Source organism: Candidatus Dormiibacterota bacterium (assembly GCA_036495095.1).
Classification (GTDB): Bacteria; Chloroflexota; Dormibacteria; order Aeolococcales; family Aeolococcaceae; genus CF-96.
The window spans coordinates 22,959-37,754 of sequence record DASXNK010000206.1 but is presented as its reverse complement, the minus strand read 5'-3'; the positions used below and the strand labels follow the sequence as shown (position 1 = coordinate 37,754).

The window sequence follows — 14,796 nt, the reverse complement described above, 5'->3', positions numbered from 1 at the left end:
TAGCAGTCACCGGCTACTCGACATCCTCGCCGGTGCCACGTCGATCGGACTTGCGTTGCGACTGTTGCCTCTTCGAGTCCAGGCGCGCCCTCACCGACGCCCGGGTGGGCCGGGTCGGGGTGCGCGGCCGCTCCGGCACGGCGGCGGCGTCGAGGCGTTCGACGAGGCGGCGCACCGCCTCCTCGCGATTGCGCAGCTGCGAGCGTTCGGTGGTCACCACGATGCGCAGGCGATCGCCGAGCACGCCGCGAACCCGGTCGATCACACCGGGACCGGCCTCCAGCCCGGTGACGTCGACCCACATCTCGACCCGGCTGTCGGTGGTGTTCACCCCCTGGCCCCCGGGCCCGGTGCCGTGGGAGAAGCGCCAGGTCAGCGCCGAGGCCGGGATCGAGATCCCGCCGGGGGTGACGACATCGCTGTCCATGGTCCGGATTGAAGCACCCCGTCACTGGGAACGATGGGGTCACGGGTCACCGCAGGCGGGTCACGGACGACCGCAGGTTCGCCGGAACCTGTAGCGTTCCCCCTGGTGCCGGCGACTCGGGCGCGTCCCTGCCGGGCTGCCTTCTCTCACCCACCGACCCCTGGAGCACGCACATGTCCACCGGCCCGTCCGACCTTCGCCTGGCCCGCAACATCGGGATCATGGCGCACATCGACGCCGGCAAGACCACTGTGACCGAGCGCGTCCTCTTCTACACCGGCCGCATCCACAGGATCGGCGAGGTGCACGACGGCGCCGCGACCATGGACCACATGGTGCAGGAGCAGGAGAGGGGGATCACCATCACCAGCGCCGCGACCGCCGCGGAGTGGAATGGTCACCGGGTCAACATCATCGACACGCCCGGCCACGTCGACTTCACCATCGAGGTGGAGCGCAGCCTCCGCGTGCTCGACGGTGCCGTCGCGGTCTTCGACGCCGTCGCCGGCGTGCAGCCCCAGTCCGAGACGGTGTGGCGCCAGGCCGACCGCTACTCGGTGCCGCGGATCTGCTTCATCAACAAGATGGACCGGATGGGCGCCGACTTCACCGCGTCGGTCGACTCCATCCGCGATCGCCTCGGGGCCCGTGCGGTTCCGGTGCAGTACCCGATCGGCGCCGAGGACGGGTTCCGCGGCATCGTCGACCTGCTCACCGGCGAGGCGCTGGTGTACGCCGACGACCTCGGCACCACCGTCGAGTCCTGCCCCGTGCCCGACGAGATCGCCGCCGAGGTCGCGCGCTGGCGCGAGCACCTGCTCGAGGCCGCCTACGACTACGACGAGACCCTGCTGGAGAAGGCGCTCAACGAGGAGCCGATCAGCGCCGACGAGATCCGCGCCGCGCTGCGAATCGGCACCCTGCGCGCCGAGATCTTCCCGGTCATCTGCGGCTCCGCGCTGAAGAACAAGGGCGTCCAGCCGATGCTCGACGCCGTCCTCGCCTACCTGCCGAGCCCGCTCGACCGGCCCGAGATCCGCGGCACCCTGCCCGACAGCGACGAGGTCGTGGTGCGCAGCGTCGACCCCGGCGCGCCGCTCTCCGCGCTCGCGTTCAAGGTGGTCACCGACCCCTTCGTCGGCAGGCTCACGTTCGTGCGCATCTACAGCGGCACCATGCGCAAGGGCAACCATGTCCTCAACAGCAGCAAGGGCCAGCGTGAGCGCATCGGCCGCATCGTCAAGCTCCACGCCAACACCCGTGAGGACGTCGAGGAGCTGAGCGCGGGCGACATCGGCGCGGTCATCGGCCTGCAGCGCACCATCACCGGCGACACCCTCTGCGAGAACGACGCGCCGGTGGTGCTGCAGTCGATCAGCGTCAGCGAGCCGGTCATCAGCCAGGCCGTCGAGCCCGTCGACAAGGCCAACCAGGACCGGCTCGGGATCGCGCTCGGCAAGCTCATGGAGGAGGATCCCACCTTCCGTGCGCGCACCGACGACGAGACCGGCCAGGTCGTGATCAGCGGCATGGGCGAGCTCCACCTCGAGATCATCGTCGACCGTCTCCGCCGCGAGTTCAAGGCCGAGGTCAGCGTCGGCGCGCCCCAGGTCGCCTACCGCGAGACCATCACCCAGCAGGCGCACGGCACCGGCCGGTTCGTCCGCCAGACCGGCGGCCGCGGCCAGTACGGTCACGTCGAGCTCGAGGTCGAGCCCAACCCGGGCAAGGGCTTCGAGTTCGTCAGCAGGATCGTCGGCGGCACCATCCCCAAGGAGTACGTGCCCGCGGTCGGCAAGGGCATCGCCAACACCCTGGTCACCGGCGTGCTCGCCGCCTACCCGGTGGTGGACGTCAAGGTCACCCTGGTCGACGGCTCGTACCACGACGTCGACTCCAACGAGATGGCCTTCAGCATCGCCGGCTCGATGGGCTTCAAGGACGGGATGCGCAGGGCGAAGCCGTGCATCCTCGAGCCGATCATGAAGGTCGAGGTGGTGACCCCCGACGACTACTTCGGCTCGGTGGTCGGCGACCTCGCCAGCCGCCGCGGCCTGGTCCAGGGCAGCGAGCTGCGCGGCGCCACCCGGGTGGTCACCGCGCTGGTGCCGCTGAGCGAGCTCTTCGGCTACTCCACGCCGCTGCGCAGCATGTCCCAGGGACGCGCCCAGTACTCGATGGAGTTCGACCACTACCAGGCGGTGCCGCAGTCGGTCCAGAAGGACATCGTCGCCGAGCGCAGCGACAAGGTGCCCGCGCTCGTCGACTGATCCGTCGCGCGGAGGGCTGCCGCCGTCGCTCAGCGGCGGCGGCGGCCCCCGGTGCGGCTCGCGGGCACCAGCGAGAACACGTGGCGCAGGGTGCCCATCTCCGGGATCGAGAGGCTGAGCTCGGGGAGGGCGATCGGCTCGACCTCCCTCCGGCTCCAGCGCGCGTGGGTGCTGGTGATCGAGCTCACCCCCTCCGACGCCTCCTCCTCGAGGGTCTCGCCCACCTCCTCGACCGCCGCCTGGATCGCCTCGGCGGTCGGGGCGATCACCAGCTCGAGGAGCAGCTCGGCGTGGTCCTCGTCGCAGCGCACCTCGACGGTGGCCGCGGCGACCGCCTGAGAGCGGGGGCCGAGGATGCGCTCGAGGTCGACGATGGCGGCGACGTCGTCGTGGCCGAGCACCGCCCGGCGGGCCCCCTCGGGGGTCGGCGCCCACTCGTGGTCGTGCTCGAGGTCGAGCAGCGGGCGGATCGCCAGCTCGGTCTCCGCCGGGGAGATGGACGAGCGCAGCCTCCCGAAGCGCCGCCCGTCGCGGGAGTAGGCGGCCTCGCGGCCGGCGCTCACCACGTCGCACCGCTTCTGTTCGCTGCCGCCGCTGATCATGCGGATGCGCACCCGCCGATGGTCGGCGTCCCGCTGCTCGCCCTCGGTGCGGAAGGTCATGTCCCCGGTGACCGCCTCCAGGGTCTCGCGGAAGCCGGGGTCCAGCTTGGGATTGCGCAGCGCCACCTCCGCGCCGGGGACGTTGAACCGGGTGATGCTGGTGATCTCGACCCCGCAGGGACCGTCGAGCCAGCCGCGAAGGGCGCCGGAGGTGATCTCGTCGAGTGTGGCCATGGCGCGTTATCAGATCACGGCCGCCCCGGGGTCCGTCGACCGGGGGTCAGCAGGTGCGGGGAGCGGGCAGGCCCTGGAAGCGGGCGGCGAGGTAGGCGACCGCCTCGGGGGCACCGGTCGCCGCCAGGCTGACGTGGTCGCCGAGCAGGTCCTCGCGATACTCGACGGCGACGTGGGCCGCGCAGTAGCCGGCGACCAGGGCGCGCACCCCGGCGACCGGGATGAGCTCGTCCAGGGCGGCGTGGTACACGTGGAGGGGCGCCGCCGGGGTGCGCTGGCCGAGACGGTCCTCGGCGACCACCCGCTGCACCGCCGGCAGCGCGAGCGGATCGCCGACGGTGGTGTAGTCCTCCAGCCGCTGGAACGCGTACTCGCGGGCGAACTGGTCGATGCACTCGCCGCCGATCCGGGCGAAGGCGGCCCTCCCCTTCTCGTTGAGGAACGACGGCGCTCCGATCTCGGGATAGGCGCGGCTGAGACCCACGGCGGCGCCGAAGTAGAGTCCGGAGGCTGGCCCGCCGTCGATCGCGCGGGCGACCTGGGCGATGTCCGGGGGCACCCCGCCCTCGGCCGCCCCGGCGATGCGCAGCTCGGGCGCGTAGCCCGGCTGCAGCTCGGTGGCCCAGGCGGTGGCCTGGGCGCCCCCGGAGTAGCCCCAGAGCCCGACCGGCGTCCCGGCTCCGGCGAGGCCCGCCGGGGCGAAGCGCTCGGCGGCGCGGATGGCGTCGAGGACGGCGTGGCCGGCCTGGGTGCCGGCGGTCCACTGCGACCCCGGGCCCTCGTAGTCGGGGACCACCACCGCCCAGCCCTGGGCCAGTGCCTGGGCGATCAGCGGCTCCTCCGCCTCCCGGCCGAGCCGCATCTCGTAGGAGGGGGCGCAGGCGGTCGACAGGCTGTCCTCCGCGACCTGGTACGAGACCAGGGGACGGCCGCCGGCCGGTGCCGGCGTCCCCGGGAGCAGGACGGTGGCGACCGCCGCCTCGGCCGCGCCGCGGGTGTCGGTCGAGGTGTGGAGCAGCTGCCAGGCGGCGACCGGCACCGGCACCCCGAGAGCGGCGACGGTGACCTGCCGGGAGCCGAGGATGGTCCCCGGCGGCAGCCCGGCGATCGCGCCCGCGGGCCGGTAGAAGGGGTCCTGGTCGGGCGGCGGCGGGGTGCCCCCGGGTGCGGCGGGTGCGGCGGGGGCGGCGGCCACCGGCCCTCCCACCAGTGCGGCGGCGGCCGTCACCGCGGCTGCGAGCCCGGCTCGCCAGGACGTCCCGAGCATGGCTTCGACCCCCGTTCCGGTGGTGGTGGACACGAGCCCCGAGGATTGGGATAAGCTATCTTATCCATAGGCTGAGGGTCAACCAGTGAGCTCGATCTTCGGCCCCGCCGATTCGCTCCCCCACGGGCGCCACCGCCTCACCCGCGACGAGGTGGCCGCGTCCCAGCGCCGCCGCCTGCTCGGCGCGGTCACCACGGTGGTCGCCGAGCGAGGCTACGCGGGGCTGACGATCACCGAGGTGGCGCGCCGGGCGCGGGTCGCCCCGAACCGCTTCTACGAGCACTTCCGCGACCGCGAGGAGTGCTTCCTCGCCGCCTACGACGCCTTCGCCCGGGCGCTGCTCGCCCGGATGGCAGAGGTGACCCTCGCCGCCGGCGACTGGCCTCGGTTCATCGCCGACACCCTGGACGCCTACCTCGGGACCCTCGACGCCGAGCCCGCCTGCGCCCGCGCCTTCCTCGTCGAGATCGGCGGCGCCGGTCCGGAGGCGCGCCGCCGGAGGGCGGCGATGTACGCGACCTTCGCCACCCTGCTCCGGGAGCGCCACGAGTGGATGCGCGAGCAGGACCCGCGGCTCGGCGCGCTGCCCGAGAGCGCCTACCTCGGCTTCGTCCACGCGGTGCGCGAGCTGGCCTGCGACCGCCTGGAGCGGAGCCCCGATCGTCCCCTCGCCGAGCTCGCCCCCGACATCGTCCGCTGGCTCACCGCCGCGGTGCTCGGAGCCGGCCCGGCCGGGGCGGGCGGCTGACCGCGGGGGACACACGAAGGGGGCGGCACCACCGAGGTGCCGCCCCCTGCCCGACCCGGAGGGTCAGTGGGTGAGGTCGTTGTCCAGGTACTCCTGGGACCCGAGGATCAGGGTGATGATGTTCTCGTCGCTGGCGCCGCTGAGCAGCCGGCCCGTCCAGAACGACTGACCCTGCGCATCGGCCGCCCGGCGGAGGATGAGGTTGTAGTCGCCGTCGACCAGGTGGGCGCGTCCCTCCGGGCTGAAGAGGAACTGGGCGGCGATGGTGGTGGCGTTGAAGTTGGCCATCCAGTAGGCCTTGCCGGGATCGTTGGTGTCGGACCTTCCGAGCACGTCCGTGTACAGCGCGTCGATGGTCTTCGACGGATCGCTCTGGTGATGGGTGAAGTACTCGGGCGAGCCGACGAACCGGAGCCGGACCTGCTCGAAGGTCATGCCCGACGCCATCTGGCCGACCCAATAGTCGACGCCGCTGAGATCCGAGGGACGGCCCAGGTAGAACTGGTAGAAGCTGTCGGCGCCGGTGCCGCCGATGACCCGGGTCCGGTAGGCGGGAGAGGTGGCGAGGGCCGACGCCAGCGCGGTGCGCGGGGTGCCGCTGTTGATCGCGTCGACCCAGTAGGTCAGCCCGCCCGGGTCCACGTCGTGGCCGAGAAGGGTGAAGTAGGCGCTGTGGACGAACTTCTCCACGGTGGACTCGGTCTCCGTCAGGGTCACCAGCTGGCTGCTGATGGTCGGCGCGTTGTTCACGATGTCGTCGGCGGTGAGGCCGTCCACGCCCTGATGTGTCGGCGCGGTCAGCACGAAGGTGTAGGTGCCGTCTCCGTTGTCCGTCCCCGTGCCGATCGCGGCCTGCGCGGCGTCACCGCTCAGGCTGATGTTCTCGTTGGACACGCCGTTTCCCCCGGCGTCGCGGACGGTGACGGTGGCGACGCTGGTGGCCTGTCCATCCGCGGGGATGGAGCTTGGGCTGAGGGTGACCGCGATGGTGGTCGCCGGCCCGAACTGGGTCAGCACGACGGTGTTGGAGGTGATTCCCCCGCTGGTGGCCGTGATGTTCTCCGCCCCGGGGCTCGTGCCGGAGCTGAGGCCTCCGCTGTAGGCGCCGTTCCCGTCGTCGCTCACCGAGCCGAAGGTGACACCCAGCCCGCTCGCGACGCTGCTGTGCAGGACGATGGTGGCGGCAGCCACACCGGCGCCACCGGCATCGGTCGCGGTCACACTGTATCCGGCGATGTTGCTGCCGCTGAGCGGGTCCACCGACAGGTGCGTCGGATCGATCGAGAGCAAGATGTGCGCCACCGGACCGACCGCCGCGTGCACCCGCGTCGGCACCACGAGGCCGCCGACTCCGACCGCCAGCAGGGCGACACCCGCCATCGTCAATTTCCGTCTGATCATGGTTTCCTCTCGGTCCGGGCGCCAGCTCACCGCCACCTGTACGGGTGTGTGATCCGGCACTCCAGCACCGGTCCGCGCCTTCTGGCGACACCCTATGCCGGATATCGGCGTCGAAGGGACCTGGGGGCGTGTCCGCCCACCCCCGTCACCGTCCGGTGACACGGAGCTCACGTCCCTTGACACGTCCGTCGCTGTCGGGACCGACCCGCCGCGGGTCCGCGACACCGGGCCCCGGTCAGCCCTCGTCGGGGCCGACCACCTTCCCCGGATTCATCAGGTTCAGAGGGTCGAGGGCCTGCTTGATGGCGAGCATGACGTCGACGCCGGTGCCGTGCTCGGCGCGGAGGAACTCGCGCTTGCCGTGGCCGATGCCGTGCTCTCCGGTGCAGGTGCCGCCCGCCGCCAGGGCGCGCTCCACCATCCGGCGGTTGAGGTTGCGCGCCTCCTCGATCTCGGCGTCGCCGCCGGGGTCGACGACGAACACGGTGTGGAAGTTGCCGTCGCCGACGTGGCCGACGATCGACGCGAGCAGGGTCGAGGCCTCGAGGTCGGCCCGGGTCTCGGCGATGCAGGCGGCGAGGCCGGAGATGGGCACGCAGACGTCGGTGATCACCCCGCGCGACCCGGGGCGGAGCGCGAGCAGCGCGTACAGGGCCTCGTGGCGGGCCCGCCAGAGCCGGTTGCGGTCCTCCGCGCGAGTGGCGGTGCGGGTCTCGCCGGCGGCGTGCTCGGCACCGATCTCGGCCACCGCGGCGGCCTGCTCGCGCACCCCGGCGGGGCTGCCGTGGAACTCGAGGAAGAGGGTGGGTCCGACGGCGTGGTCGAGACCGCTGTGACGGTTGACGGCGTCGACGGCGACGGCGTCGAGCAGCTCGGCCCGGGCGACGGGGATGCCGATCTGGATGGTCCGGATCACCGTCTGCACCGCCGCCTCGACCGTGGGGAAGCTGCAGACCACCGCGGAGATCGCCTCCGGGGTGCCGTACATCCGCAGGGTGAGCTCGGTGATCACCCCCAGGGTCCCCTCCGAGCCGACGAAGAGGCGGGTGAGGTCGTAGCCCGCGGAGGACTTGCGGGCGCGCCGCGCGGTGCGCACCACCCGGCCGTCGGCGAGCACCACGGTGAGGCTGAGCACGTTCTCCCGCATCGTGCCGTAGCGCACCGTGGTGGTCCCCGAGGCGCCGGTCGAGGCCATCCCGCCGAGGGTCGCGTCCGCGCCCGGGTCGACGGGGAAGAAGAACCCCTGCGGCTGGAGCACGTCGTTGAGCTGGCGGCGGGTCACGCCCGCCTGCACGGTCACGTCGAGGTCGTCGGGACGCACCGTGACGATGCGGTTGAGGTGGGACAGGTCGATGCTGACCCCGCCGCGGAGCGCGGCGATGTTGCCCTCGAGGCTGGTGCCGATGCCGTACGGCACCATCGGGACGCCGTGGGCGTGGCAGGTGCGCACCACCGTCGCCACCTCCTCGGTGCTCTCCGGGTAGGCGACCGCCTCCGGAGCCACCGGCCGGTGGTACGACTCGTCGCGGCCGTGCGCCTGGAGCTCGGTGTCGGAGGTGGTGAGGCGGGTTCCGAGACGCTCCCTCAGCTCGGCCACCGCGGCGCTCGTCGCCATGTCCCTGCTCCTCATCGGGTTCACATCGCGGTGGGGTGGACGCCGGCGCGCGCCGCCTGGGCGATCGACTCCGACAGCGTGGGGTGGGGGTGGACGGTGAGCGCGAGGTCGTCGACGGTGGCGCCCATCTCGATCGCGAGCGCCGCCTCGGCGATCAGCTCCGCCGCCTCCGGGCCGACCAGGTGCACCCCGAGCAGCAGACCGCTGCCGCGCTCGGCGACCAGCTCGACCATCCCCGCGGTCTCGCCGCTCATCACCGCGCGCGCCGACGCGGTGAGGGGCAGGCGCCGGGTCTCGACGGCGGCCCCGGCCTGCTCGGCCTCGGCGGCGGTGAGCCCGGCCGAGGCGACCTGGGGGTCGGTGAACACCACCTGGGGGATGCACGCGGGGTCGAACTCGGCGCGCCGTCCGGCGGCGACGGCGCCGGCGACCTCGGCCTCGGCCGACGCCTTGTGCGCCAGCCCCGGCCCGGCGGTGACGTCGCCGATGGCGAGCACCGTCGCCGCCGCCCGGCGGGCCCGGTCGACGCCGACCAGCCCCGCCGGATCGCAGGTCACGCCCGCCCGCTCGAGGCCGAGGTCGTCGGTGTTGGGGCGGCGGCCGACGGCGACGATCACCGCGTCGGCCTCGATGCGCGACTCGCCGCGTGGCCCCTGCACCCGCAGCGCGGTGCCGTCGTCCTCGAGCGCCCGGGTGCCGAGCATCACCTCCAGCCCCTGCGCGGTGAGCCGCCGCTCCAGCGCCCGGCCGAGGCCGGAGTGCATGGTGGGGAGCAGGCGGTCGGCCACCTCGACCACGGTCACCGCGCTGCCCAGCCGCTGGAACGCGCAGCCCAGCTCCAGGCCGATGTAGCCGCCGCCGACCACCGCCAGCCGCGGCGGCATCTCGCGCAGCCCCAGCGCGTCGGTGGAGTCGAGCACCCGGTGGTGGTCGACGGGGAGCGACGCCAGCGCCACCGGCCGCGACCCGGTGGCGACGATGGCGTGGTCGAACTCGATGTGCTGGGTGGCGGTGGGGGTGGCGACCACCACCCGGTGGGGTGAGGTGAAGCGCGCCGTGCCCGAGAGCACGGTGACCCCGGCCCGGCGCATCTGCGCATCGACGTCCGCACGCAGCCCGCCGACCACCGACGCCATCCAGTCCTGCACCCGGTTCATGTCGACCCTGGCTGAAAGATCGACGCCCCAGCGGCTGGCGGTGCCGGCCAGGGCGCAGGCGTGGGCGACCTGGATGAGCGCCTTGGAGGGGATGCAGCCGGCGTTGAGGCAGACGCCGCCGAGCCGGTCGCGCTCGACGAGCACGACGCTGCGCCCCAGCGACGCCGCTCGCTGCGCCGCGCCGTATCCGCCCGGGCCGCCGCCGACGACCAGCACCTCGGTGAACGTGGAGACCTCGCCGACGACCACGATCGCGCCTACAGGAGGAGGCTGATGGGGTTGGTGAGGGTCGCGGCGAGGGCGGCGCTGAACGCGCACACCACGTCGCCGTCGAGGACGCGGTGGTCGACGGTCACCGAGAAGGGCAGCACCGGCCGCGCCACCACCTCGCCGTCGACCACCAGCGGCCGGGGGGCGATGCTGCCGAAGCCGAGGATGGCCACCTCCGGGGGCCGGATGATCGGGATCGAGAACCGCGCGCCGCCGAGGCTGCCGTAGTTGCTGATCGTGAAGGTGCCGCCGGTGAGCTCCTCGCGGCGCAGGGTGCGGCCACGCGCCGCGGCGGCGAGGCGCTCGACCTCGGTGGCGAGGTCGAGCAGGTCGCGGCGGTCGGCGTGATGGATGACGGGCACGACCAGGCCGTCGGCGGTCGCGACCGCCAGCCCGATGTGGACGTCGGCGTGCACCTCGACCTCGGTGGCGGCGGCGTCGAGGGTGGAGTTGACCAGCGGGAAGCGACGCAGGGTGCGCACCGCCGCCATCACCAGCAGGGGGACGATGCCGATCAGCTCGGCGCCGGCGCCGGCGCCGGCGGCGCGGCGCAGCCGGGTGCGCGCCTCCAGCAGCTCGGTGGCGTCGACCTCGTCCATGTTCGCGATGTGGGGGATCGTCGACCACGCGGCGGCCATCACCTCGGCGGTGCGCCGCCGCACCCCGGTGAGCCGGTGCCGGCCGGGGGCGGCCTGGCCGAGCCCGGTGGCGGCGGGCCGCGGTGGCGGCGGCGGGGAGGCGAGCGGAGCCGGCGGCGGGGCCGGCGGCCCGGCGCCCCGGGCGGCGGCGCGGCGGACGTCGTCGGCGAGGACGCGGCCCTCGGGCCCGCTGGCGGCCACCGACTCCAGGGCCACGCCCAGCTCGACCGCGAGGCGGCGCACCACCGGCGCGGCGCGGGGCCGGCCGGGGGCGGCGGTGGTCGTGGCGGTCGCGACGGCCGCGGCGGTCGCGGCGGGGCGCGCGGGCACGCCGTTGTCCGCCGCCGCCGGTGCGGCCACCGCCTCGATCACCGCGATCACCTCGCCGACGCGGATGAGCTCGCCCTCGACGCCCCGGCGGGCGCCGAGCCGGCCCGCGACCGGCGAGGGCAGCTCGACCACCGCCTTGTCGGTGGACACCGCGACCAGCGGCTGGTCGCGGGCGACGGTGGCGCCCTCCTCGACCAGCCAGCTCACGATCTCCGCACCCTCCAGCCCCTCCCCGAGGTCGGGGAGCCGGAACTCGACCGTGCTCACGCCCGGGCCTCGAGGGTGCGCCGCACCGCGGCGGCGACCCGGCGGCTGCCCGGCAGCCAGTGCTCCTCGAGCATCCCCGGCGGGTAGGGGGTGTCGAAGCCGCTGACCCGCGCCACCGGCGCCTCCAGCGAGTAGAAGGCGTTCTCCTGCACCACCGTCACCACCTCGGACGCGAAGCCCGCGGTCGGCGGCGCCTCCTGGGCGACCACCACCCTGCCCGCCCGCTGGGCGGCGGCGACGATGCTCTCGACGTCGAGGGGCACCAGGGTGCGGAGATCGAGCACCCCGATCGAGGCCCCGGTCGCCGCCTCCACCTCGGCGGCGGCACGGACGCAGGTCTGCACCATCGCGCTCCAGGCGATGATCACGCAGTCGTCACCGGGCCGCACCTCGCGCGCCTGCCCGAAGGGCACGGTGTGCTCGCCCTCCGGCACCTCGTCCTTGATGGCGCGGTAGCCGCGGAGCGGCTCGAGGTAGAGCACCGGGTCGGGGTCGCGGATCGCGGTGGCGAGCAGCCCCCTGGCGTCGGCCGCCGAGGCCGGGGCGACGATCTTCAACCCCGGGCACTGGGCGAACTGCGCCTCCAGCGAGTCGGAGTGGAGCTCGGGGGCGCGCACCCCGCCGCCGAAGGGGGCGCGGATGGTCGCCTGGCAGCCGCGCATCCCGCCGGTGCGGGCGCGGATCCGGGCCAGCTGCCCGGCCACCTGGTGGAAGGCCTGCTGGGTGAAGCCGAGGAACTGGATCTCCGCCACCGGCACCATCCCCGACCAGGCCAGGCCCAGGCTGGCGCCGACGATCACCGCCTCGGCGAGCGGCATGTCCACGACCCGGCCGGCGCCGAAGCGGTCGCGCAGCCCCTCGGTGGCGCGGAAGACGCCGCCCAGGGCGGCGACGTCCTGGCCCAGCACCATCATCCGAGGGTCGCGCGCCATCTCCTCGTGGAGGGTGTGCCGGATCGCCTCCAGCATCGTCATCACCGGCATCAGCGGCCCTCCCCGGTGGCGGCGTCCTGGATGGTGCGCCGCTGGCGCTCCAGCTCGGGGGTCGGCCATGCATAGGCGGAGTCGATGAAGCAGTCGGTGCGGAGCGGGGTCGCCTCGGCGGCGGCGAGGGCGGCGTCGAAGCGGCGGTCGGCCTCCTCCTCGGCGGCCCGCTGCCGGTCGGCGTCCCAGGCCCCGGCCTCCTCGAGATGGCGGCGGAAACCGGCGATCGGGTCGCGGGCGCGCCAGCTCTCGAGCTCCTCGGCGGGCACGTAGCGGGTGGGGTCGTCGGCGGTGGTGTGCGGCCCCATCCGGTAGGTGACCGCCTCGATGAGGGTTGGGCCCTCGCCCGCGGCCGCCCGCCTCCGCGCCGCCGCCGTCGCCGCCCGCACGGCGAGCACGTCGTTGCCATCGACCCGCTCGCCGGCGATGCCCACCGCGACGGCCTTCGCCGCCACCGAGCCGGCGGCGGTCTGCTCGCGCACCGGCGTGGAGATCGCCCAGCCGTTGTTGACGCAGAGCAGGATCACCGGCGCCCGCACCACCCCGGCGAGGTTGGCGGCCTCGTAGAAGTCGCCCTCGGAGGTGGCGCCGTCGCCGAAGTAGCAGAGCACCACGCCGGGCTCCTCGCGCAGCCGCATCCCCCAGGCCAGCCCGACCGCGTGGGGGATCTGGGCGGCGATCGAGATCTGGGTGGGGAACACCCGCACGTCGGCCGGGTAGCCGCCCGCGTCGGGGTGGCCGGAGTGGTACAGGAGGGTGTGGAGGAGCACCGCGTCGCCGAAGCGGCCGAGGCCGACCGGCTCGCGGTACTGGGGCACCGCCCAGTCGGTGGCCGGGTCCATCGCCGCCGCCGACCCCACCACGGCCGCCTCCTCGCCGTCGATCGGCGCGGTGGTGCCGATCCTGCCCTGACGCTGCAGGTTGAAGAGGCGCGTCGACCAGTGGCGCGCCCGGATCATCTCCACCAGCAGGCCGCGCCAGTCCTCCCGGTCGGCCGGGTTCGCCGCCTCCGGCTCGACCGCCGGCCTCGCGTCCGCCATCCGCCAATCCTCGCCTAGATGAGATAGATGGAGTCGGGGTTCTGCAGCGGGTCGCGGATCTCGTAGTCGAGCGCCCGGATGTCGTCGAGCGTCCACATCATCCTCGGGTCGTCGGAGAGGTGCGGCTGGGGGATGAGGGTCTTCCCGTCGGCCCGCAGCATCCCCTGCTTCACGATGTACTCGTCGAGCCCGGTGCCGTCCCAGATCTCCCAGAAGCTCCGGTAGCCGAGATAGCGCAGCGGCTCCTGGTCGAAGAACCGCTCGCACGGCGCCGAGCAGAAGGCGTGGCGCCGCCCGGCGTGCTCCCTGATGCGGAGGTCGTTGATGTCGAGGCGGGGCAGGATGCACGGCAGCTGGCAGACCCGGCAGACCGGCGGCATCTCCGGGAAGAGCAGGAAGGGGTTGCCCGATCCGGGCTCCTGCATCTCGCGCATGCCCTCGTAGAACCACCCGTAGTTGTCGTACCAGCCCGGGTACTTCTCCTCGAACCACTCCATGTCGGCGTCGGTGAGCGGCGACTGCCGCCAGTACATCAGCGGCCAGCCGCCCACCGCGACCATGAACATGCTGTGGGACATCCAGGGCACCCGCTGCTCGGCGAGGGCGAAATCGCTCGGCGCCCGCAGCCCGAAGGGCTCGAGCTTGGCGATGAACGAGCCCGCCCAGTCCTCGCCGACCCACTCCCGCCAGCGCTCGTGGTAGCTGGCGCCGCGCTGCACCTGCGAGTAGTCGTAGACGGCGCCGAGGAAGGTGTCGAGGAAGTTGTGCTGCCGCCAGAAACCGCGGTCGAAGTCGTCCTGGAGGTACTCGTGGTTGGCGGCGTCGGAGATGACCGCGGCCAGGGTGCTGTAGCCGTTGGCCATGTGCCGGGCCTCGTCCGACTGGATGCTGAGGAAGACGCCGGGGGTGACCTGGTCGCCCTGGGCCGCGGCCATCTCGGTCATGGCCACGAAGAGCGGGTTGGTGTACGCGGTCTCGGTGACCACCTGGAGGTTCATCACCCCCTCGATCGGGTCGCCCATGAAGAACGTCTCGAAGGCGCTGCGCGAGGCCCGGCCGAAGATGTTCTGGCCCTTGAAGCGCTGCCCCTGGGCGAAGCCCTCGGGGTCGGGGGCGCGCTTGGCGAAGTAGCGGCTCAGGTACATCTCCTGATGGGTGTGCCGGACCTCGTCGATCATCTGGGCCTGGTAGCCCTGGCGCAGCTCCTGGTTGGACACGGTGTCGACCAGCTGGGCGCAGCTCTTCATCGCCGCGTACTCGGCGAAGTTGACCATCGGCAGCACCGCCTTGAGGATCTCCAGCCAGCGGCGCTCGGTGTGCTGCGGGGCGTCGGTGCGGGCGAGGACGTCCTCGAGCGAGCCGTACTGGCGGTCGTCCTTCTCCTGCTCCATCGAGCAGTAGTCGCGGATCAGGGTGCGGAACGGGTCCTTGGTCCTGGGGGGGATCCGGTACTTGGTGGGGTAGCGATCGCGGGGGACCGTGTACGACGGCGACCACTCCAGGTCCTTGACTCGCTGGTGGGCCTCGACCGTGTTGATCATCACACC

12 protein-coding genes are annotated in these 14,796 nt (G+C 73.3%); 2 read left to right on the top strand and 10 right to left on the bottom strand.

Annotated features, from left to right (window positions below; genetic code table 11):
- Window positions 1–13: 13 nt before the first annotated feature.
- On the bottom strand, window positions 14–427 hold the full coding sequence (locus VGL20_21145) for a peptide chain release factor-like protein (protein ID HEY2706197.1): 414 nt from the start codon (window positions 425–427) through the stop codon (window positions 14–16).
- A gap of 173 nt (window positions 428–600) precedes the next feature.
- Between VGL20_21145 and fusA the strand changes: the two genes are divergently transcribed.
- Entirely contained in the window at window positions 601–2,697 is a 2,097-nt protein-coding gene (gene fusA, locus VGL20_21140; GenBank protein ID HEY2706196.1) for an elongation factor G, read from the top strand.
- A 29-nt stretch (window positions 2,698–2,726) separates the two neighbouring features.
- Here the strand turns inward: fusA and VGL20_21135 are convergent, their stop codons facing one another.
- On the bottom strand, window positions 2,727–3,533 hold the full coding sequence (locus VGL20_21135; protein HEY2706195.1) for a hypothetical protein: 807 nt from the start codon (window positions 3,531–3,533) through the stop codon (window positions 2,727–2,729).
- Between the two features lie 46 nt (window positions 3,534–3,579).
- A complete protein-coding gene (locus tag VGL20_21130) occupies window positions 3,580–4,800 on the bottom strand; it encodes a lipase family protein (GenBank protein ID HEY2706194.1) in 1,221 nt (406 codons plus the stop codon).
- Between the two features lie 85 nt (window positions 4,801–4,885).
- Here VGL20_21130 and VGL20_21125 point away from each other — a divergent pair, with 85 nt between their 5' ends.
- Entirely contained in the window at window positions 4,886–5,548 is a 663-nt protein-coding gene (locus VGL20_21125; GenBank protein HEY2706193.1) for a TetR/AcrR family transcriptional regulator, read from the top strand.
- 63 nt (window positions 5,549–5,611) lie between these two features.
- On the opposite strand, the gene VGL20_21120 is transcribed toward VGL20_21125, so the two are convergent.
- From VGL20_21120 to VGL20_21090, 7 genes are all read right to left on the bottom strand, one after another.
- Window positions 5,612–6,949 (bottom strand): DUF4214 domain-containing protein, encoded by a 1,338-nt coding sequence (locus VGL20_21120; protein ID HEY2706192.1) that lies wholly within the window; start codon window positions 6,947–6,949, stop codon window positions 5,612–5,614.
- A 235-nt stretch (window positions 6,950–7,184) separates the two neighbouring features.
- Complete coding sequence (locus VGL20_21115) at window positions 7,185–8,564, bottom strand: FAD-linked oxidase C-terminal domain-containing protein (GenBank protein ID HEY2706191.1); 1,380 nt, start codon at window positions 8,562–8,564, stop codon at window positions 7,185–7,187.
- Between the two features lie 20 nt (window positions 8,565–8,584).
- Entirely contained in the window at window positions 8,585–9,970 is a 1,386-nt protein-coding gene (gene lpdA / locus VGL20_21110) for a dihydrolipoyl dehydrogenase (GenBank protein ID HEY2706190.1), read from the bottom strand.
- Between the two features lie 8 nt (window positions 9,971–9,978).
- Window positions 9,979–11,226, bottom strand: a complete 1,248-nt coding sequence (locus VGL20_21105) for a dihydrolipoamide acetyltransferase family protein (protein HEY2706189.1) — start codon at window positions 11,224–11,226, stop codon at window positions 9,979–9,981.
- Window positions 11,223–12,209: an alpha-ketoacid dehydrogenase subunit beta gene (locus VGL20_21100; GenBank protein HEY2706188.1), complete on the bottom strand. Its 987-nt coding sequence runs from the start codon at window positions 12,207–12,209 to the stop codon at window positions 11,223–11,225. The genes VGL20_21105 and VGL20_21100 overlap by 4 nt, the downstream gene beginning before the upstream one ends.
- Window positions 12,209–13,249 (bottom strand): thiamine pyrophosphate-dependent enzyme, encoded by a 1,041-nt coding sequence (locus tag VGL20_21095; GenBank protein HEY2706187.1) that lies wholly within the window; start codon window positions 13,247–13,249, stop codon window positions 12,209–12,211. The genes VGL20_21100 and VGL20_21095 overlap by 1 nt, the downstream gene beginning before the upstream one ends.
- 14 nt (window positions 13,250–13,263) lie before the next feature.
- Window positions 13,264–14,790, bottom strand: coding sequence for a monooxygenase (locus tag VGL20_21090; GenBank protein ID HEY2706186.1), 1,527 nt, complete (start codon window positions 14,788–14,790; stop codon window positions 13,264–13,266).
- Window positions 14,791–14,796 lie beyond the last annotated feature (6 nt).